This window comes from Floridaenema aerugineum BLCC-F46, assembly GCF_041929345.1.
Classification (GTDB): Bacteria; Cyanobacteriota; Cyanobacteriia; order Cyanobacteriales; family Aerosakkonemataceae; genus Floridanema; species Floridanema aerugineum.
The window spans coordinates 1-22,341 of the sequence record NZ_JBHFNQ010000231.1; the positions used below are offsets into that span (position 1 = coordinate 1).

A 22,341-nucleotide genomic window follows, 5' to 3' on the forward strand; every position below is an offset into this window, starting at 1 on the left:
CTCCTCTTTTCGGTACATTTTCTCCGGCTCATCCAAGCTTTCTGGGCTATTTTACACCCATTCCTTGCACTTTTATCAGTTTTCATCGCTGAACCTCCTTACCCTCTCCCCTTTTCGCTCTTTTTCAGCAAGCCCTAAGTATATGGTGAAGGCGATCGCTGAAAAACACGGCTACCGAGCTACGTTTATGCCCAAGCCTTTTCGGAACCTCACCGGAAACGGCTGCCATACCCATATTTCGGTTTGGGATAGTGCTGGAACTGCAAACCTTTTCCACGATCCCCAAGGAGAATTGGGCCTTTCCACCTTAGCTTACCAGTTTATCGGTGGAGTGTTGCATTCGGCAGAAGCTTTGTGTGCTTTCACCAATCCCACCGTCAATTCTTACAAGCGCCTTCATGCACCTGTGACCGCTTCCGGCGCTACTTGGTCGCCTAATACTGTTAGCTACGCAGGTAACAATCGCACCCATGCCATCCGTATTCCCGATCCTGGGCGCTTCGAGTTGCGTCTGGCTGATGGGGCAGCAAATCCTTACCTTTTACCTGCTGCCTTAATTGCAGTCGGTCTGGATGGGATGGCCCAAAAACGTGACCCTGGCCGACGTTATGACAATAACAATTACACCCATCCTCTGCCGTCTGGAACGATTAAATTGTTACCGACCAATTTGCTCGATGCACTGCGATGTTTGTCAGGAAATACTGTATTATCTCAGGCTCTCGGTCAGGATTTTGTCGCTTCCTATTTAAAGTTGAAGCACCAAGAATGGCATGATTACAGCACTTTTATTAGTTCTTGGGAGTTAGAAAATACTCTTGATTGTTAGAATGCTAGAAAAGTTTGTTTTCATCGTCCCTGCGTGTCTGAGTATGGAAAGACCGGAAGCCGGACGGTAGGGTAGTTCGGAACAGTCGATCGGGTGTATAAAGCTAATTGATTACTTACACCATTAAAAACTGCATCAAAAGCGTGTTCTGCCCAAGGCATTTTCACCCAAATTGCATCATTTCCAGTTCCTTGTAATTTCTCATAAACTTGCCTATTCTTTACCAACTAATTTCCCGGAAAATTTGTCCCAATTAAAGCTCAAAGCGAAAATGTTTCCTTTCCCTCAATTTGTAACTCGCACTGTCGGAAAACGTAATTAACTGCCCCAAATAAACTCTCTAAATCTTGGATAGTATAAAAAGTTTTATTCCGCGTAAAAACATTTAATTCTAATTTGCCAAACTGCCACACTTTTCCATTAGAAACAATACCGTAAATTGTCTGATTTGCCTCATTATTCAATCGTTGTACCGCCACCATTTCTGCCAAACATTGACCCCATCCTTCCTCAAACCTATCTTGCTTTGCCTCAACAGTTAACAAATAAGGCCGATCGAAAATAATTGTCCCCAACGGACTTCGTTGAGTTACAGTATAATCGGGAATCCCCGATAAATCTTCATCGTAACAAAGAGCTTCATGACTCCATAACGTCAGTTTCAGGCGATAATTTTTCCAGACTTCCTTCAACACTGGATAAATTAAATTCTCGCAAATAGCATCTGACGAATTATCTACAGGGGTTAGGGGTTAGGGGTCAGGGGGTAGGGAAGAAAATCCAACCCTATCCCCTACCCCCCAACACCCAACCCCTTCCTCATTTTTACCTCTAATACCAGAGTTACTAATTCCCCATCAACGCGGCAAATAAAGCGAATTACTATCATTTGGTCGAGCGTGCAAATAAGTACTAGTAGTAGCCACATTCGTATGTCCCAGAGTACTCTGAATCAACGGTAGCGGCACATTTCTATTCGCCGCATGAGTAGCGTGGGAATGGCGCAACCAATGGGGACTAACATTTTTATTAATCCCCGCCCGTTCTGCTGCTGCTTGAATAATCCGGCGAATTTCTGTTTGCGAAATCGCTCGTTTTCTCCTTCCTTCAAACACCGGATCGTTGGGACTGCTATCTTTGCCTAGAATCATCAACTCCGTCCAAGTTTGCGCCGGAATAATCACATTTCTCACCTTATCTCCCTTCCCCAACAACACCGCCAAACCGCTGATATTTGTTCGTTTCAGTCTATTATATTATATAGATACTTCAAATCTGTCTATACATAAAACTAGACATTCTTTTGATTGTTCTGTCACTAACTAACGCACTAAGTCGTAATATGATTCAAATTCTGTACGTTCACAAACTTTTCCCAGTTTGCGATATTCCCGTTTTAAAGACAAAATAAGATGTTCCATGTGAATTTCTCCACCATCTTCTGCGGCACGAAAAGCAGCAGCGATCGCCACATTTTTAATATTACCTCCAGCAATTTTGAATTTACGAGCGAGAAATTCAAAATCTACATCCGTAGATAAAGGAGCTTGAGGCGGAAACATTCTACGCCAAATTTGGAAACGGTGATACTCATCGGGAAAAGGAAACTCAATGCTAAAGTGCAAACGTCGCAAAAAAGCGGTATCAATATTTTTGCTTAAATTGCTAGTTAAAATAATTACCCCTTCATAAGTTTCGACTCGTTGTAATAGATAATTTACTTCAATGTTGGCGTAGCGATCGTGAGCATCTTTAATATCCGATCGCTTGCCAAACAAAGCATCAGCTTCATCAAAAAACAGAATAGCATTGCTAGCTTGAGCATCTTCAAATACACGGCTGAGGTTCTTTTCAGTTTCACCTATGTATTTACTAACAATTTGGGAGAGATCGACTTGGTAGAGATCTAATCCTAATTCTTTTGCTAAAATTTCGACGCTGAGGGTTTTACCTGTACCAGAGTCACCAGTAAAAAGAGCGATCGTTCCTTTACCTAAACTCAACCTTTGTTCAAAACCCCAATCACTATAAACCTGACTTCGGTAGCGTACTTGCTGACATAATTCCCGTAATTGTGCCATTGTATCTTTAGGTAATACCAAGTCTTCCCAAACTCGTTTTGGTGTAATTTTCCGGGCAAAACTAATCAGAGTTCGGCTTGATTCTAGCTGACAACCTAGCAGGATATCGTCAGTAGTAATTGTGTAATTTTTGCCTTGATTTAACTTGGCTTGACTGGTAGCTAATGCGATCGATCGCTGAATTTGTCCCCCACTTAATCGGAAAGAATTTGCTAAATCTTTGATGTTAACTTGAGGACTGATCCCCTGTGCTTGGCTAAGGGCAGTTTGCCAGAGAGCGTAACGCGATCGCAAATCAGGTAGAGAAAATTCAATGCGAATAAAAGAGTGACGATCGGAATTATTAGGTTGCCAAGGAGTTTGACTGGCAATAAACACAATTCCCGGAAATTGTGCGATAATTTGCTCAACAAATGCGATCGCTAAATGATGTTTAGTAGTATCTGCTAATAATTGATGCCAGCCATCCAAATAAACCAAACTATTGTAAAGGCGGGCTTCTCGAAATGCCAGTTCTAACAAAGCGTGAAACGGCAATTCTGCCTGGATCATAGCTGGAAGATCGATCGCCAACAAAGAGCGTTTCCTGGCATTAGCAACAGCTGATGCAGTAGTGCGTTTTCCTGTGCCTTCGACTCCTTGCAATAAGCACAACCAAGGTGTATTGTCAATTTCTAAACTGATTAATTGTTGTAAAGTTTGTTTGATTTCCGTAGGTAATACTAAGTCTTTGAGAGACTTTTGGGGTCGAAGCCATTGTACTAGCGAAATTGGTTTTAGTAAGCGAGTATCGAGGCGATCGCTTCCTAACAGAAATTCAGCAATGCGATCGTCTAATTTGAGGGAACGACTGAGGAGGGGGGAAGGGCGATCGATCGAATCTTCATGCAGCAAAAGTAGGTTGTAATTAAGCAAAGGGGAATCTTTAATAAAAGGTTCTCTTGCTTTAACTCGTTCTTCTAAAGTGCAGCAAAATAATTGTAATGCCAGGTCAATAGATGGACGTTTGCGAGTAACATCATCCTGTAAATAAGCGTAGATTTTCTGATAACGCAGGTCTAATTCTGGAGCTAGGGTTAGTAATAATAAATCAGTTTCAAATGGAGTCAAGTTAAATACTGTTTGTAGGTAAGGCAAACGTAGAATTATACCATTTATTTGAGTTTCAATAATTCGCCGATCGATCTCTTCACGCATAGCCATAACTTTGGTCTGAGTTTCAGCCCAAGTTTGGTTCCAACTTTCGTTTTCCTCAGACACTAAGCCATCAATTTCTTGATCGGAAATATGTAATCCTTGAAATTCGGGAGGGATGTTTTGGTTGCGGTGCGATCGAAATTGTTGAATGGCAATTTTTAACAACCAATCCAAACGACGAAGCTCATCGCGTAAATATTCAATATTGCTAGAGTAAGGGAGCATTATTTTACAAAAAGATAGCTATCTAGACGGGTCATAGTCTCATCCCGGCTAATGTAAGGTTGGTGGCAGTGTTATATCAATTGGAGGTCTTGCACTGTCTTGCAGTTGAAATCTGAAGCGACCTCCCATTCTCTCTGATATCGCTTCCAATAAATCGTAAGCTTCTGAATCAATCATTCCATTACCGCTAATTCGCCACTCTACGATCGCTTCTGGATAGCGATTCAATAGATATATATCTTTGCTGAGTTGAATATAAATATCTTCTGTAATGGCAAAGTCTCTAACATTCTTACTCTCTCGCAATATAATAAATTCACCTTCTGGGAAAACATGATCAATAAAACGACCTCCAGAAGGCGTTCGGAAATACATTTGTTCAACGCCATCAGTCCCTACCATGCGACCAAAATCTCGTAAACTAAGCGTGCCATTTTCCAAAGCATTATAAATTTGGATACGCTGGGTTTGGGCAAATAACTGAGTCATTCTGCCTGGATAAAGTCCAATTTCTTCAAACCTTGTAACCTCACCTAATCTGCCAAGAATTCTACCTCCTAACCAGCGTGGTGGAAGACGTAGTGAAGTCGTAGGCGTAGCTCCACCTGTAGCAAGTGAAGAAACTACACCAGCTTCATCAGGAAGTGTAAGTAAAGGTGAGGAACTGGAAATTTCGCCAGGGAGGGTAAAACCTTGAACTGGCCTGGATGAAATACCTGACCAAGGAACAATTGAAGTGCCACTAGCTGTGGATGTACTACTCTCTACAGTAGCACTTGATGTAAATGTTGAAATAGTTCTCTGTTCAACTATACGAAGTCCTGCTCCACCCGCTAGTCTCTGGTACATCGTTGCAGTATTACCACGTACTATGATTAGTAAATCTGGACGATTAGCAACACTAGCAACTATTGCATCACGTTCTAGGGTTAGTAAAAACTGACCACGTTGGATAGTCTGGCTACCACTAGTTAATAACCCTGTAGTTGTCCTTTCTGCGGCAATACTTGATTGCAACAATCTACTGGAAAGCCCAGCTGTCCGCCACCACCCTGAAGCCCAATTTAATCCACCACCTATAATATTTAGAAAGCCACTAAAAACTAGTGCATTGCCAGCCGACTGTTGCTCTGGAGTGAAGACATCATTTGCACCTGTTCCGAGTTGATATGCACGCCCCGTTTGGATCATCTGAGGTCCCCGATAAACCCCGTAAGCTCCAAGTCCTAATTCTAATCCTGCTGTTAGTGCCGCAGTTGCTGTAGCTCCAATAATTGCTGTTGGTGGGAAAAGTATTAATAACAGCAGAATTAACGATGCTGCACCAACAATAATTTTTTCCCAGAATTGTTTATCTTCTTGTGCGTCAATTTCTGCTTGAATAACTTCCCGAACTGTAGAAGACGCAAACGGCAATAAATCCTGCAAAATAGGCATAAAATGAATATACTCTATTTCACCTGTAGTAATTTTTCTGATCAGTTCAAGATAATCAGAGCGACGCTGATCAATTCGGCTCAAAATACCTTGACGAACACTCTCAATATTCTCCGAATTCCAAGAAATAGCACTATCTGTCCAAACCTGATATCCTTCCGGCCCTAATGCTTCAATAATTGTACGATATGACTCTGTAATAGCATTAATGCGTTCCATCTGGTCTTGGTTGGGAGCCTCTTGGAAATCAAAATTCTGAGTAACTTCATGTTCTGGTCTAGCAGATGAATTACGCGATGGTGTAGTTGTTGTCGTATTATCTCTAGCTGTCAGGCTTTCAACTGAGCTTTCTTCTAACCACTGTCTAATCACTTCCTGTTCTGAAAAAACTTGGGGTTCAGAAGCAAGCAGGTTTGGCATTGAATGAACCGCAAGCCACGGTTCTAGATATTGTTGATTGCGACTTTCAACACCAGTTAGCTGATTTGCTACAGGTTGCCACTCTGGGCCAGTTCGCATAAAAGCTGGAGTTTCATGTTCAAGTCGAGTTGCCCATTGTTCTGCATGACATCCTGTACAAGCTATATACCGTCCTTCAACTTGATGGAGGCGTGTCTCACGCCGAATAGGGTTTCGTTCTATTAGATACTGTTCCAAAGCAGATTGACCAAAACCACTACGCCGTTCAACGGTTTCTTGAAGCTGTGCAACTTGTATTGCTAATTGTTGCTGTCTATTAAGCTGTAGATCTTCAACAACAGCCCGCCATTCCGCTAAATTGACGCGGTTAGATGCTAACCTTGTTCTAGCTGTAGTAAGTACTAGGCGCTTAAATGATGCAACCTGAGTTTCTAAATCAGCATCATCACCAATTTGAGGAAGTTGACCAGTTTCTACTGGGATAGGAATATGTCTTTGTGCATCTACACTCATCATGTCTGCGGATGAACTTACATTAGAACCCATCATTTCCTCGGGACAACTTTCATCGACCCCACACAGTCTTTGAATTTGACCATCAGAACCACTCTGCTGCACCACATGAGTCAACTCATGCGCCAATAAGCGCTGGCCTTCTACTGTTTCCGGCGTATATTGCCCTACCCCAAAATAAATATCTCTTTGCCGTGTAAATGCCTGCGCCCCTAATTCTCGGTTTAGGCTACTAGCTTGACTCCCTGTATGCACCCGCACACCACTAAAATCCGCCCCCAGCTGAGGTTCCATAAACGATCGCACCGACTCCGGCAACGGTTCACCCCCACCCCTTGTTCTATCTAAACGAGTCTCTAATGCAGGCGTTACCGTCGGTGTTTGTCCAGGCGATTCCTTGGGATCAATTTTTTCTTCTTCCTCTTTCGCACATTCTGCACACATTCGTTGAATTCGCATTGGCTGAACTTGGTTTTTTATCCCTGCCCCAACAGTCGCTTCTGACTGTGAGATCTGCATTACTGTATCTGCGACTCTCTCTGCTTCCTGTTCATACACATCTCCCGGTTGCCCTACCGTTAGCTTCGCTTGGATAACATTGCCCACATAACTATTCCCATACCCCCGCTGCAACTGTCGCAACATTCCGACCTGTGATGAACTTGGCAACTGCTTCAAACTACCAGTAAATTGATTTGGTGGCGTTTGTGGGCTACTTCCACCAACTGTCCTCACGATCCGATCGCTCATTATCTCAGTACGATCGCTCTCACTTTCCGCAGTCATGTTAATATCCTGCACGGGAGGATTAGCGGCTGAAGTCGCTTTGGGAGTTTCAATAGTGGGACTGGAATTTGAGTCAGCCATAGTGTTTAATCAGTCAAACTGAAATGATAGTTGTCGATTTTCTAACCAGGAAACTTCCCAGGTTTTATGGTCAAAGCCTGCCATTCGCAATACCATTTGCAATGGACAAGTTAAAAACTGGATAATAATTTGATTTGCAGAAAGTTCGATCGCACTCTGACTTTTCCAAAAGTTACGACACAAATAAGCTGGACTGCTATCAGCAAACGCACCTAATTTGACAGAAAAAGCTTGCAATATTGTTGCACTCACCATTGCTAAAGCTGCATCCCATTCAGGATCGGGCAATAGTGAATTAGACTCTGTGCAAAGAGAGAACCAATCAAAAGATAGGGTAGAAGTTGCGGAAAGTCGGGCTAATGCAAAGTGTTCAGGACGGTTTAATTGTTCGCACAGATGAGTTTGAAACTGTTCAATAAATGCTGTGTGCATTGTTGGTGTGAAAGTTGCTGCGTAGTTCTGAAGTTCGCTTAAATTTGGAGTTTTTGACAGTCCTGCAAATAATGTTATTCCTCGATCGCTCTTTGCCTGAACTGCATTTTGATTTCCCAAACACTGAAGCGCAATTAACCACAATAATAATCCAATTTTCGATATATTTTCCGGTTGAGGATAAGGACAGTTTTGCAAAAAGCGATCGATCTGCAAATCTGCGATCGCACTTATCAACAAAAAAATTCCACCATAAGCCGTAACACCAAAATAACTGGTAGTTTGCGGTACATTAATCTCTAATTCTTGCAAAAGTTCAACCACTTCTGCACCCGATATTTCTCGCATTAAAGTTGTTAGTAGTTGTTTGGCAGGACTGCGTTCTAACTGACTCAATACTCCTGTCCATTGCTCAGTAGCAAGTAGCTGGAGAAGTTGAGCAACTTCGCTTTGTTTCATCACCATTTGCTGCAATTGCATTAAATTGTAGATGAAACGTGCCAAATTTACATCAGGGCCAAGTTCAGGTCGATGATGCAATAATTCCAAGTAAAGACGAGTAAAATCTCTAGTTGGAATACCTGTAAGAATCAACCTTTGACTTAGTAGAGATCGGATTGCTCGAATCCAAACGCTAACAGTATTTGGCAAGATAATATTAGGACTGGGTGGGAGTAGGCAAGAATGAGCGATCGCTTCCACTTCTTCATCAGTTAAAATAGCCAAAATTCGATCGATTTCACCACGTCGAGTCAGTTCCAACAAAGCATCCCTTCCCGCATCATTATTAGTAGTGAGCAAAGTAACAATAGCTGCACCAAGAGGAAGCGATCGCAACTTTTCAAATTCCTGATAATACCAACAATCCCACACTTTTCCCTTTAACAGATCTTCTAGAAAACTTGCTAGAAAATCACCTCGATTGCGGAAAATTAAAACTCCTTTCCCTCTTTGTCCGAGAGTTTGCCGAATGCCTTTTTGAAGAGCATCTGCCCATAAAGTTGCTAATTGACGATCGTCTAATTTAGCTAGATCGATCGTCAAACTTACCTCGATCGACTCAATAAAGCAAATAGGATCGTCTGCTTGAGTTTCTTGGGATAATCGTGCTTCCAAAGCATTAACAAGTTGATGACGAGCAATGTTATCCAATTGTCGCTGTAAAGTAACAGGATTGTCTGGCAATCTTGCTATGTTGTATTGAGCATGAAATTGGTTGATGTGAATATCTGGCATTGCTCATTCAAACCTTGATAGAACCCTTGTAGAGACGTTGTATTGTAGTTGTATTGTAGAGTTGTATTGTAGAGACGTTGTATACAACGTCTCTACAATACAACGCCTCTACAATCTTTTTTGGAGATGTCTATTAAGAAACGGGTGGATTATCATTGTTGCTAGAAGGGTGAACGCCGACTACGCGATCGTTGTATGTAAGCACTACAACAGCCTGATTCGGATTTAACGTCCATTGCGTTTTTTGTAAGTTCTTCAGAGAGCAAGCTTCTTGTTCAGAAACCTTTTTTTCTTCAGCTTTAATTCCACGCGATAACAACAATGCAAAAGCTTCTCTAGCGGGACGATCGTAAATATCCATTACCGAGACTTTGTTAATGTTAGATAAGTCGCGTAACACAGCCGTTGGCAAATCTCGTACTGCACATTGGGAAAAATCCCGCACCATTTTGAACACAGTTTCTCCACGAGTAAATAAGGTATCGAGACTGCGAAAAGCAGTATATCGGGGTTGATTGATTACTGCTTGAGCTTCAGTGTTTGAACCTTCATTGATTGGTCTATCTTGCATTGATTTTGCCTCCTTAATGATATATCAGAAATTCATTTTGTATTCTTTTAACCGATCGGTTCTGGCCGTCTTGGTAAATTATCATCTACCAACTTCACGATATCTAACTCACAGCAAAGTAATTCAATTAATTGTTGAATTCCGCTAAATAGAGGTTGCATCCAGTATTGTAAAGATGGCCCGGTAATTAATTGTTTGCGAACGGTATTGCAGATTTTTTCAATTTTATCACCACGCAAAGTAATACAAGCTAATTCAACACCAACTTCCTCATCACAATCTGGACAAGGAACTAAAAGCGCATTACAAAAACAGTCCAATAATAGTTGTGATGCTAGAGCTAACATCAGCAAAGCTGCACGTTGTTGATCGTCATCATTACCCGATTGAAATTGGGCTTCAATTTCTGCTACTTTTTCAGGTAATGTACAACGAATTTCTGGTTCTCGTTTATAAATTTCTAACACCAGTTTACGGATTTGGTAAAACACAGGTGCAAAAGCTCCTGTAGATACTGGGACAGATGAACTTGGATAGTTTTCTTCCACAGTTCTACCCGTTTTTATAGCAGCTTGAAATTCCCGTAATACCCGAAAACATTCTGAAACTTGTCCTAAAAAGCTGTCATCAGGAATCAGTTTTGGCGGAGATCGATCGATTGGTTTTTCTATTAGTGAAAAGCGAAACGATTCTCGAATTCTTGCAGGTTCACAGCGAGTATTGCTACAGCCATTATCGCGAATTAAAGCAGTAGTTGGGTGAGTTGGTTCCTCAAAATATGAGAGAATTAAACAGTATTCTCGAATTTGATCTCTGGGTACTTTGGGAGTGCGAATTTTGCGATCGCAACAATCTACTTCTCGCTGTTGTTCTTCCAGACAATCTAATAGATGAAAAGTTTCTGGTTCACATAATACGATATCATTGCCGCAACAGTCGATCGCATATCCCGGTTCTACAACTACACTACCATCACAACAAGGATCGCAGCGTACAGCTAACCCACAAACTACACCCGTTCCCACTAAATGACGATTGTGTAATTTGTTTTTTTCAATTACATATCTTTGCGCTGCTTCTAAGTCTTTATCTGTTAATAATTGTCCCGCAAAAAATCGAGGTCGTTCAAAACATTCAATATCGCCACAAGTAGAACAACTCCGAGATTGATTGTAAATTCTTCTTTTTTTTACCTTTTTGTAACTCTGCATAAAAGTCTCCTGTGAATAAATCTTTGCATCCAATCTTTGAAATAACTATTCACTTTTAAAGCCAAACCAACTTTCAAATACTCCTCCTTGTGTACCAATTCTATTAGCTGATGGACGTTGTAATCCTGTGGGTAGTAATGCTTGAATAAATTTGGCATCAACTGCTTTTTTCTGCTCTACATCTATTACAAAATCACCTAATAAACGAACCCAAAGTTCTTTTGATTGTAAATCTCTCAAAACGTTTAGACTAGAACGATCGAACACAAAAGCAATTCCCCTTGCTGTTGTTTCTTTAACAAATGTTGCAGATTGAATCAGATTATCTGTAGCTTTAAACTCAACAGGAACTACACTACCAGTCAGTTGACAACGACAAATTAAGTTAAATTGCTCGCGTTCCAAGGTTTCAGCTAATACTTGGAATACATGAGAATCAATAATTTGTCTATCAGGATTAGCAGAATCAGAAACAATTACAGGAGCATTAAAGCCGATTACAATGCCTTGTTTAAAAATGCCAGGAATTTCTTCAATTGTAATTAGAGAATTATTTGGTGTATTATGTTTCCAACTAACTGCCTCAATGTAAGGAAGATTCAATTCTAAACCAATTCCATCTGTACCATCTTTACCATCATTCCCATCTTTAGCTTTGGGAATTTTAAAATGAATATTGCCAGTTGTTGGGTTAAAATCAGCATCAGCAGGAACATCTGGATCGACAGTTTCAGCATCAGCCGATCGCACACCATCACCCGACCCTTCTCCCATGTTATTATGAGATTCTAAAGCGCAAAGAATTAGCTTTTGTAAGGTTTCAGTACTTGGTATTAAAGGACGAATTCGATTATCAATTAGTGCGTCAGTAATTTCAAGTCCGGTTTTGTAATCACGAACAACTGCAAGCGGTACACAATCATCAGAACAAGACGAGCAATCATTAAGACTTTCCCAAAGTAATTCTCGACAAAGTTCTGATTGAATTTCTAGGATTGATACACCTCCAGTTTCAGTGTTACCTGCTGCATAAATTCGGGTTAAACTGTTATCAAGCAACAAATCTTGAGGATTAGAAAAAACTGCGATCGCATCAAACACCGCACGATCGGGATCGGTTTTTAATAGAACAGTACTGATTGGGCGAACTTCGCCTTTGTTGCTCTCATCACTGGATAATAAATAAATCCATTTTTCCGAAGGTGCGGCGACGAGATCGATCGCATTTCCACTCCCCAAACTAACCCCAGGTGCATTGATTTCGGTAATAGTTGGAGGAGAGTTATCTTCAATTTCAAAAGCTCGTAATTTCATAGTTCCTGCTGATGGCGCAGTAACTACATAAAGTTGGGAACTATCACCAGAAACCGCTAAAAGTTGGGGATTTTCTGCTAAAGAAACTGTTACACTTACTTGTGATGCTGGAGGTTGATTCAGCGTATCCACCTTAAATGCTCGAATTTGATTGCTAGTTCCTTCTGCTAAAAATAACCAACTACCATCAGAACTAACTGCAAAAGTATTTACCTCATTTGTGCTAGTCACTTCAGCAAATTTTGGGGAATTAGGGTCACTCAAAGGTAAAGTAGGATCTACAGTTTCAGTATTAATTGTTGTCTTCCAAATAGTAATTATTTGAGGGTTAGCATTTGGATCGAGAGTGTAAATACGATGATCTGCTGCTGTTGAAACAATTACTTGTGGAGGATTGGTTAATACACCAGTAGTTAAGGGTAAAGTGTTAACAACAGTATTAGCATTCTGCAAATCCATTACTTGCAAATCGTAAGTGGATGGCGTTCCCTCTGTGTGACGGATAATGTAGAGAAATTGACCGGAAATATCGATCGCTAAATCCACCCCTCGCACCCCAGTTTCTCCTAGCGAAATAGTCGGAAGTTGCACTCCATTATCAGTGTTGTACACCATGATTTGACCGGGATTAGCAGCAGTCAAAATATACAGTCGCTTCCCAACAGAATCAAGAGCAAGACGCAATGATTGAGCTAAATTAATAGTCCCATTCCACTGTAAATTTATCTTAGTTGGTTCTGTAATTGGCGATTTAGGAACAGTATCCACCAACTGCACATCAACAGCAAATCTTTCATAGATGCGGTTAGCTTCCATTCCTGTTTCATCACAACCACATTCTGCATAAAGAACAGGTACAAATTCAGATTTGCATTCTGTATAACATAGCGAAATTAACAGATGTTTGCCGTTAGGTGTACCATTATTTTGAGGTGCAAGAGCTTTATCTAAATCAACATAAACAGGTTCGCGCACAAGGATTTCTCGACCACAGCAATCAAGAGCAAAACCAGGTTGGATAATGATAAAACGATCGCGACAAGCAGGATTAGGATGCTGTTCTACTTTTAACCCACAAACTGTTCCGTAACCATGCAAATAACGATTGTGTTGCCGATGTTTTCCAAGTAAATAACTTTGTTCATCTTGAAAATCTCGCTCTGTAAGAAACTGCCCTGTAAAATAGTTCAATCGTTCTTGAGTAGGCAGTTCACAAGCAATACAATCAAGTGATTGATGAATTTCTTTCTTTTTCATTAGTCTTACCTCTCTCCTTTTTGAACATAATTTAAAGCATTAACTTACAACAAAATTGATGCCTATACGGTGAGAATTAACAGGCAATGAAGTGTTAGGAGATGCTCGACTGAGAATGGTGTCAGATCCTAAAGTGGAGCAATAATTAAGAACTAATCGGGGATAAGTACCGACTAGCGTATCCATTCCTAAACGAGATTGAACTCCGACTCGCAAACGAGGTTCTACTGAGTTAAGTGTGTATTGTGTATGCCCAGGTTTTTCGGCATCTATTAAAGCGCGAATTTGTCTTTCTCGTTCTGGTGGACGCAACTGAGTTGCTGGAATGAAAACAGTAAAACGGTGAGCAGTGCTGGAGAGTAGATTAACAGCAGGTGCAGTTTTTTCTAATAGTAATTCGCCTAAATGTGTGTCACCTAATGACGATCGATCGAGCAAACTATTACCCCAAAGATGCGATCGCTCACCCAACACAAGCTGCTGATTTAAATACTCACCTTGTCGCAAACAAAAGTGTTCTAAAATTTCTGCTTCTACGCCAAAAGCTAAGGATAACCAACGTTTTAACCCCGCAGGTGTACCCCGCAAACGATATAATTCGGGAGCATTACGCAGCAGACGACGGCAAGTTTCTAGCGACCAACTAGAGTAAAAACTCATATCAACCCAAGCTGCTAACCATTCTAGAAAAGCGCGATCGGGTACTCCATTTGGATCGAAATAGCGGACAATAAAATCAATCTTATTTTCTACACTTCCTAACACAGTTTCAAAAATGGAAAGGAAACGCTCCAAAAAATCTTTGCTAATCGGATCAGCTTGATAAACAGCAGGTAAATATTGCAAATAAGTGATGCGGGGAAAATGAATTTTCAGGCGTTTTAAAGTTGGAGTTTCTGTTTTGTTACTCACCATTTCAATTTTGAGCCACAAAAATCGACCCGGAGGACTCAAAATTAAAAAATCATTGCCGTTTACTTGTCCTGTTTGCCAATCTGCTGTTGATAATGCGGCAATTTCATCTGGCGATCGTTCATAATCTGAAGCATAAGTCCAAACTTTAAAACTTGTACCAGTAGGAATCAAATCAGTTTCTAAAACAATCTTGTGCCATTGACAACGTTCGATCGCACTATCCAAACAACTAGAAACATACATTCCCTCTTTTTCAAAACCTTTTGATGGTGAAAGTTGCGCTACTCCATCTTCACCAATAGCAATCAAATCGCCGCTGATATCTAATGCCATACCATGACAGCAACCTTTCCAAATGTTAATGCAACCTTCGGAAATTCCACTTTTCTGAAAATCTATGCGATGTAAACCAGTTTTTAGTGCGATTATTAGCTTACCTTGGGTGTCGATCGCGATCGCAGCAGGAGGATGAGTTCCAGAAAACTCCGCAGAATAATTTATCTTTCCTAAAACTCTTCCTTGACAATCCAATACTGTAACAAAATCCTTCTCTTCATCAACTACATATAGTCGGTTTTCTCGATCGATCGCTAAATGAATCGGATGCACAAACGGTGTTTCAAATGCTAAAGGATAATCTCGTTCCCACTCCACTAAAATATCAGTCGATCCTTTTGCATTTAGAATTTCTAGCACCATAAAACGGGCAACATCCAAACTAGAAACCGCATCGCTGACAAGCGTTACCTCATCCAACATCAAAGGATCGCGTCCTAAACTTGCCGCCCATCTTTCTAAACGTTTTTGTGCTGGAATAAAAACAAAGCGTTCTCGGCGTTCACTGCCATACAAAACTTGAAAAATATGAGCATTTAAACGAGTTCCATCTATTAGCGTAAAACTTTCCGTTCGTGGATTAACTTTTTGCACTCGATGGTTATTTCTATCAGCAATATAAACCATTTCTTGTGCATCAACTACCACGTCCCAAGGTTCGTTAAACTCTCCCGGCATACTTCCTGGTTCTTTCTTGCCCCAAATCTTTTGTAATGACAAATTAGACAAAGAAAAAACTTGAATTCGATGATTTTGGGAATCTGCAACATAAAGATTACCCGTATGAGAAATTGCCAAACCGCGTGGAGTGTTAAACTGACGCGGTGCATTTCCTAAACCACCTAAACCAGGAAGAATATCAATAGATGATTTGCACAATGTTCCCCCAGGCAGATGCAAAGGATAAGGTGCTTCCCAACTATTTAGCATCACTTCTTGTTCTTCTAAATCATCCAGTGTTTTTAAACTTTGGCAGGGCGAAGCATTTGGATACAAACTTTTGGGTTTCACCGATAAATTATCGCCCAAATGCTTCGCCCCTACAGTTTCAATGTAACAGCGGATTAATTTTTCAGCCTGATGCTGATTCCAAACAGACTCGCTAATAACCTCAACATCTGCAAAATCTTTTGGGTAAGTTTCTGGTGATGGTTGCCATCTTTCTAATCTTGTGGCAGCTGGAATATAAACGAAGCGATCGCTAGCAAACAACCCCGTTTTCACCTGAAAATAAGTTGCCCAAACTTGCAATCCATCCCGTCGAATCAACCGAAAAATTCGATGCTGTTGAGCATCTGCAATATAAATAATTCCCTCATTATCTACTGCTACTCCCGTTGGATTGCTTAATCCTGAGAATGTACCAGCTGCATCATTTAATAGTTTAGGTAAACCGGGCAATGGCGCTAACTGTAAACCCTCAGCAGTAACTTTCATATTAGTTAAAGTCTGCACGCGCCAACCTTCTTCAGCGTTGCGACCTTGCTGACTATCGAGTAGAAAATAAGTAGGCAGAGAGGAAGCCATAACAAAAACCTAGATAGCTGCGGTTAAATTAACGGTGATGTCATGATCGGTAGAAAACACAAGATAATTAATTGGTATTGGTGCATCAGTACAGGGAGGAAAACGTTCCCCATTAACCACAATTTGCAAATTTTCAATTCTTTGCACCCCGGAAATATTCAAAATCCGGCGAAAGATTTCGGAATGCAAAACTGGTGCGCCTAAATCCCATCCCAGCCCATCTTCGCCACCTGTTAACGGATTAAGATAAGTGTTCAGAGTTGTTTCAATTTGGGTTTTGACTTCCGCAGAATTTGCTGTAGGACGAGTTAGCACAGATGCCTCAATACTAACTTGAATATATTTAGGAGGAGCAACAAAAATCTCAGTAGTGAGAAGACGATGTTGATTGAGATAAGCACAGACAGCTTGCAAAGTTTTTTGGCTGGGAATAGGATTAGGTGCAATGCTATCGGGAATCACAATTACAGTAATCGCACCCGGAACAGAAGTATCAGGAAATTGTGGATGATAAAGCGGTAAAGCATAAGCGCGACGGATACGAACACCGGGAGTTTGTAATGCTAGAAATTCAAAATCTTGAATTGTCACTGCTCGATCGCGTGCTTTTAATTCCTTTGGTGCGCGAGCTTTGGTATCCTGAATTAATTCCTCATTATCTCCACCTTCCGCTGCCCAATAATTAGTTACTTTGTCTATACCAGGAACAGGACTTTGCAAATCTGTAATCATATCTGCTCCCACATTACCCACTCTACCGCCTCCATAGCGGTAATAGCGCACTACTAAATTATTAATTCCTGCTAAAGGAATCCGTCCTGATTCTCCATTACCAAAAGTGATGTCACCTGTGGTGCGATTTAATGTGTAATGGCGATCGCCTGCATTAGAATTAAAAAAGTCTTCTACTTCTTCCCAAGGTTCTGCACCCTGTCCTTCATCGACTTCTAACAGAAATCCTTTAATTAATTCCTGTTGGCGCAACTTTTCATTAATCGCTTTTTGTTCAACTTCATTGGGCATAAAAGAACGAGTTGAATTTTCTCGCAAACGTTCGTCTACTGAGCGCAAAGCTTTAGCATAAATTGGAGCATTTCGTAATCGGAAAAATTGATTAGGTTGACCATTGCTCGATCCAATTACTTCATCTCGAACAGTGGTAATTGCGATCGCACGCACAGTATTAGTCAGGATAGCATCAATTTTGGGAGTGCGGTCATATTGAAAATCAACTAATTGGCAACGAATCCAGTATAAAGATTCGCTGATATTGCTCAAAGTTCGCTTTTGAAAAGCTTGGGAATCTGTAGGTGTGCGAAAATAAATGTGTCCGGTTTGGGTTAGCGATCGCGTTTCATCTTTTAACAAACTCAATCTTTGCCAATTTGAACCATTCCAATATTCCCAAACTACCATTTCTGTTGAAGGAAAAGACTCAGTTTGTCGATCGCAGCGAGTTTCCTGTGCATTATTCGGTTCTACAAACAATTGGACAAACAAATTCAATTCCATTTCTGGAAATGTGCCATCAAAAGCAAATCCTAACAACAAAGCATTTCCATTTTCAGCATTATTTCCAAATGCCGGGTAATGCTGTTGAGCTACTTGATTGGCTTCAGTATAATCGGTAAATGTTGCACCTTCAGCAACTAAAACAGCTTGTAAAACTGCTCCCAAAGCAATCAAAGGTTCATCAGTTTCAAAAATTACTGGATCTTCCGGTTCAGGTGGTAGAGTAGGATATGCCAAGGCGCTAGGAGGCGGGGGTTTTACCTGAGCGCTAATCCGCGTTCCTTTAGGAATAAAAACTATTGGTAATGCAGGTTGAACTAAGAGAAAAGTTACTTCTGCTTGTGCTGGAACTGCGGGTTTTTGTTCAACTCCGATTAGTTGCAAAAACTTAATGTAATTGCGATCGGGAACTCGATTAAGACGAAATAGAATAATCTCGCCTAACCAAGCAAACAATTGCATCATTGTAATACCTGGATCGGAAAGATTATGATCCGTCCATTCTGGTGCATAACGAGGAATTAAAGCACGCATTTCCTCAAACAGTTCGAGGAATTGGCGATCGTCAAGGTTTGGAGCTTGTAATGTCATAATTAAAAAGTTTTGAATGAGAGAGTTTTAAGATTCTGTTAGGTAAAAGGGATAAACAAAATTTCGTTTAGCATTGGTCGATCGAACGCGATAATCTACATAAATTAGTAATCGATTATCACTATCAGGAAAAGATTCAACACGCACATTTTCTACATCAATGCGACGTTCAAAATTTGCTAAAGCAGATTGAACTTCATAAGCAATAGAACCACGAGTACCTGGATTATTCGGCGCAAATACATAATCATGGATGCCACAACCAAAATTAGGTTCCATAACACGCTCACCTTTAGCAGTAGCAAGAATCAGCCAAATAGCTTCCTCAATATCTTGTTCGTGACGCGAATAAGATAGTCCACCTCTAGCATTAACCCGAATCGGAAATTTCCATCCTACTCCTAAAAAATCTCGTGCCATTGATAACCTCCTAAATTGATTTAACAGCAGTTAAACTCCTTCAACAAAAGATACTGCCTTGACAATTCCATTAAATTGAGTAGTTGGAGCAGTAACGGTGAAAATAGAGGATGCAATAATGTTCGTTTGTGAACTGTTCACAGTCAACGTTTGTGTTTGCGTGAAAACAGAAGATGCGGTAATATTTGCTTGTAAACAGTTAACTGTTAGGGTTCCAGTTAGAGTAGAAATGTTGATTCCTGATGGTGTTTCAGTGATTGATATTTCGTTGCCTGTTTTGGTTTTTAAAATGATTTTTTCTTGTCCAGGGCGATCGTCAAATTCTAAAATATGTCCGCTCACTGTTTGTAATCTTCGCACTTGGCGATCGATCCCTTGATTAGGCGGTTTTGACTCCCCATTCCACAAACAACCGACAATATAAGGATGTTGAGAATTACCATGTTCAAATGCTACCAAAACTTCGTCATTGACTTCCGGCATAAACCAACTACCTCTTTGCGATCCTGCCATTAAAGTGGCGATACGTGCCCAATAACTTTGGTTAGTTTCTGATAGCCAAGGGAAGTAAACTTGCACTCTTCCTAAGTTTTGTGGATCGTCCAAGCTTTTCACAATGCCCATGACTACACCATTCATTTGTGTCATAAATTTTCCTCCTCTTTCCTAGCTTCAAATTCAGTTATGTAGCCACTAGCATTAATAGTGTGAGTGGTTGTTGTAACTACATATTTGCCATTAAAAGTGTTGCCTAATTTGCAAATTTTGATTAAACTACCTGCGCGTAGATCTGGTGTGCCAACAGTGGAACCTCTTCCGGTAACTAAGTCGCGGGCGTTTTGTTCTAGTCGCGCCAAGGCATATTGACGCGCTTCAGCTTCGTTGCGGAAAGGTCGATCGACAATCACTTCCGATCGCTCTCGAAATCCTTGTTCAATTTGATCTAATTCTCGACGATCGCGCAATCCTCTAGTTGGCAACTGAGAGCGATCGACAGTAACACTAATCCGCCTTCCTCTTGCTCCATCCCACCCATTTACAGTTACAGAAAAAACTTGATTACTAATAGTTAACTTTGGTTGAAATTGAATCAGAGATTTACCCCACTCCAAAATATAAGAAGTATTATTAGCTTTAAATGCAGGGCCAAAAAACAAAAATTGTTCTACTTGTCCTGGTTTTTCTTCTTTCTTCAACAGCAGATCGTAACCATTGCGATGGGCACGTTGTAGCAGAAAAACAATGTCATATTGGTTATCTTGCAGAACATGATCGTTTTGTGGTTCTTGGCTTTTGGCATTGCGATCTGTGCGAACTGGAATAACTAAATTTCCTATTTTAAAATTGCCCCGTCTTCCGATTTCTTCGGCAATCTCGCTATCTCGTTTTTGCTCATAAATTCGAGTTTCCTGTTTAGTCATAAACTTCCGCAGTGCATTTTGTCCGCTGACTTTTAAAGTCGGTTGACCACTTGCGGGAAAAGTTGGTGCAATACCTGTAATTATCCCTGCTAACATTAGCTTTAATCCGGTTGATTGATTTGGAGATGTAGGATTTGGTTTGAAGTAACCCATCCACAATTCAATTTCTTGACCTGGATCGAATAAACGATTGCGATCTTCAGATTTGAAAGAATTCTCTTGGTCTAATTCTAATAAAGGTTGACATTCTTTTGCTTGACGACCTGAACCTGTATATTTGAAATCTTGTTCTTTAGCATCCCAATTATTCACTGTGAACTCAAAAGAATCGATTTGATCCATGCTGTCGGTATAGCGCACATCAAGCACATCTTTTGCAGCATTGTCTGGTAAAGGTTTGCCATCGATTTTAATATCGAAAGCGGGTACATACCACAAATCACTGTTACGATAAATCTCAGTGAATGTTGTCATAAGCGATCGCTCCGAATTACAGATTCGACTTGAATAGCTGGAACTACTAAACTCGTACCAGGTGCAATACGCCTTGGATCGTCTACATTATTTGCTATTGCAATTCTTCGCCATTCTGTTGGTGTATCGTATTCTTGAGCCGCAAGTTGATCGAGTCTTTGCTTTTGTTTAAGAATGCGAACTTTAGTATGATCTGCCGTTTCTAATTTGGCGATCATTTGCTCCAAAGTTTGATATTCCCTTAGCTTAACAGTTAGCCTTGCTCTTAATGGAATTCCACTAGGACTAAATAAGAGAAATTTGCGATCGATACTTTCAACAATGCAGGTAAACCAAAAAGGTGCATTAGAAACTGCTTTTTCTGTTTTCTGTTTTTGTAAACCGCTTTGAGGATCGGTAGCAGAGGAAGGAGTAGATAATTCGCCAATACCAGGCAACCCGGAATTAGGTTCACCCCAACCAAAACGACAGCGTGGGGGTGCATGGGTTTTAGGGTTTTGTTTGACTAATTGGTAGAATTTTTCGGTGCCACAAAAGCGATCGACTGGCAACAATCCATTATTATCATCTGTAACGCTTTTAGCATCTGCTCCCATCCCACTATCTGTAGAATCAAAAAACAGTTCAACCGTCAAAGTTTCAGTTCCGCCTCGAATAAACTGTTGAATCGGTGCATCTAGTCCGGGAATAGCAATTTCAGCAAACTGCGCCGACTTACTAAAATTTAATTCTGTCGGATTGAACTGCACTTGCATTTGCTCTTTGGTTTCCAAATTTTCAAAGTAAGCGTATTGCAGTGACATTATTCCGTCTCCTAAAATGGCTCTGGAGTTGTTGCTTGATTGCGAATTTCTCTGTTTTCTCGCCTTTGTGATTCGGCGTATTGTTCAGCTTTTAAACGCATCATCACTTGACGGATAATTTGTTCCATTACCGCATCAGAAAGCAGATTATTGCTATCAACTACGTTGACGTTGCTGGTCATATTTCCAATAGTGATTGGCATGATATTATTCCTCTCTAAAATGCTGAACTAATCGCTTCTCCAGCTTGAGCTAGTGCTGTTCCTGCTGAGATTAACTCTAAACCTTCGTGCATAATTTCTAGGGTTTCTACTGCGATCGCACTTTGAGCAGCATTAAAAGTTGGCCCTGTCCACTTTAGCGGTAATCCTCGTTTAAAAACCCAAGTTTTAATGGGAATTTGCAATTCGTTATTTAAGATAATCACTCCATCTCGACGCTTACCATTACCATTAATGTAACTAGCGTGCCAGTTCCATAAATCTTCCGAAAGAGTTACACCACGTTTGAGGAGGATATTGCTGTAAGTAATGCGGGTGGGAAATTTGTGGACAAAGCGATTTTCGCCTCCCTCGGAATATTCTTCAACTTGTAATGTGCTTTCTAGTCCGCTGCATTCTGTAAAACCTCCACCAGCAACAAAATTAATTGCTGAAGTTATAGATCCAAGAACACTAGAACTATCGATTAAAGAAACCAAAAAGTTAAATGCGGGAAACGGATCGGATCGAATACCGGGAATTGCCATAATT

Annotated in this window: 15 protein-coding genes and 3 pseudogenes; 1 reads left to right on the plus strand and 17 read right to left on the minus strand. The window is 40.7% G+C overall.

Features of this window, described 5'->3' with window-relative positions; genetic code table 11:
- Positions 1–136 precede the first annotated feature (136 nt).
- Positions 137–829: pseudogene (locus ACE1CC_RS32385) on the plus strand (type III glutamate--ammonia ligase); the annotation flags it as partial.
- A gap of 20 nt (positions 830–849) precedes the next feature.
- Here ACE1CC_RS32385 and ACE1CC_RS32390 read toward each other — a convergent pair.
- The 17 genes and pseudogenes from ACE1CC_RS32390 to ACE1CC_RS32470 form a co-directional block, all read right to left on the minus strand.
- Positions 850–1,044, minus strand: a pseudogene (locus ACE1CC_RS32390) (hypothetical protein); the annotation flags it as partial.
- 45 nt (positions 1,045–1,089) lie between these two features.
- Positions 1,090–1,569: pseudogene (locus ACE1CC_RS32395) on the minus strand (hypothetical protein); the annotation flags it as partial.
- Between the two features lie 117 nt (positions 1,570–1,686).
- The gene (locus ACE1CC_RS32400) at positions 1,687–2,046 is read right to left on the minus strand and encodes a tyrosine-type recombinase/integrase (protein ID WP_413274576.1); all 360 of its coding nucleotides are present in this window, start codon (positions 2,044–2,046) and stop codon (positions 1,687–1,689) included.
- A gap of 105 nt (positions 2,047–2,151) precedes the next feature.
- Positions 2,152–4,332, minus strand: coding sequence for an AAA family ATPase (locus tag ACE1CC_RS32405; RefSeq protein WP_413274556.1), 2,181 nt, complete (start codon positions 4,330–4,332; stop codon positions 2,152–2,154).
- Between the two features lie 48 nt (positions 4,333–4,380).
- Complete coding sequence (locus ACE1CC_RS32410) at positions 4,381–7,569, minus strand: eCIS core domain-containing protein (RefSeq protein WP_413274557.1); 3,189 nt, start codon at positions 7,567–7,569, stop codon at positions 4,381–4,383.
- 9 nt (positions 7,570–7,578) lie between these two features.
- A complete protein-coding gene (locus ACE1CC_RS32415; protein WP_413274558.1) occupies positions 7,579–9,237 on the minus strand; it encodes a nitrogenase component 1 family protein in 1,659 nt (552 codons plus the stop codon).
- 133 nt (positions 9,238–9,370) lie between these two features.
- Positions 9,371–9,808 carry a hypothetical protein gene (locus ACE1CC_RS32420; protein ID WP_413274559.1) on the minus strand — a complete coding sequence of 146 codons (438 nt, stop codon included), beginning with the start codon at positions 9,806–9,808 and terminating at the stop codon, positions 9,371–9,373.
- A gap of 47 nt (positions 9,809–9,855) precedes the next feature.
- Positions 9,856–11,019 carry a hypothetical protein gene (locus ACE1CC_RS32425; RefSeq protein ID WP_413274560.1) on the minus strand — a complete coding sequence of 388 codons (1,164 nt, stop codon included), beginning with the start codon at positions 11,017–11,019 and terminating at the stop codon, positions 9,856–9,858.
- Positions 11,020–11,064: 45 nt separating this feature from the next.
- Entirely contained in the window at positions 11,065–13,590 is a 2,526-nt protein-coding gene (locus ACE1CC_RS32430; protein ID WP_413274561.1) for a hypothetical protein, read from the minus strand.
- A gap of 39 nt (positions 13,591–13,629) precedes the next feature.
- Positions 13,630–16,368: a phage tail protein gene (locus tag ACE1CC_RS32435; protein ID WP_413274562.1), complete on the minus strand. Its 2,739-nt coding sequence runs from the start codon at positions 16,366–16,368 to the stop codon at positions 13,630–13,632.
- A 9-nt stretch (positions 16,369–16,377) separates the two neighbouring features.
- Positions 16,378–18,471, minus strand: coding sequence for a putative baseplate assembly protein (locus ACE1CC_RS32440; protein WP_413274563.1), 2,094 nt, complete (start codon positions 18,469–18,471; stop codon positions 16,378–16,380).
- Positions 18,472–18,498: 27 nt separating this feature from the next.
- Positions 18,499–18,891: a GPW/gp25 family protein gene (locus ACE1CC_RS32445; protein WP_413274564.1), complete on the minus strand. Its 393-nt coding sequence runs from the start codon at positions 18,889–18,891 to the stop codon at positions 18,499–18,501.
- 30 nt (positions 18,892–18,921) lie between these two features.
- Positions 18,922–19,539 (minus strand): phage baseplate assembly protein V, encoded by a 618-nt coding sequence (locus ACE1CC_RS32450; RefSeq protein ID WP_413274565.1) that lies wholly within the window; start codon positions 19,537–19,539, stop codon positions 18,922–18,924.
- A complete protein-coding gene (locus tag ACE1CC_RS32455) occupies positions 19,536–20,786 on the minus strand; it encodes a phage late control D family protein (protein WP_413274566.1) in 1,251 nt (416 codons plus the stop codon). The genes ACE1CC_RS32450 and ACE1CC_RS32455 overlap by 4 nt, the downstream gene beginning before the upstream one ends.
- A complete protein-coding gene (locus ACE1CC_RS32460; protein ID WP_413274567.1) occupies positions 20,783–21,589 on the minus strand; it encodes a CIS tube protein in 807 nt (268 codons plus the stop codon). The genes ACE1CC_RS32455 and ACE1CC_RS32460 overlap by 4 nt, the downstream gene beginning before the upstream one ends.
- 11 nt (positions 21,590–21,600) lie before the next feature.
- Positions 21,601–21,792, minus strand: coding sequence for a hypothetical protein (locus ACE1CC_RS32465; protein WP_413274568.1), 192 nt, complete (start codon positions 21,790–21,792; stop codon positions 21,601–21,603).
- Between the two features lie 14 nt (positions 21,793–21,806).
- Positions 21,807–22,337, minus strand: coding sequence for a phage tail protein (locus tag ACE1CC_RS32470; RefSeq protein WP_413274569.1), 531 nt, complete (start codon positions 22,335–22,337; stop codon positions 21,807–21,809).
- Positions 22,338–22,341 lie beyond the last annotated feature (4 nt).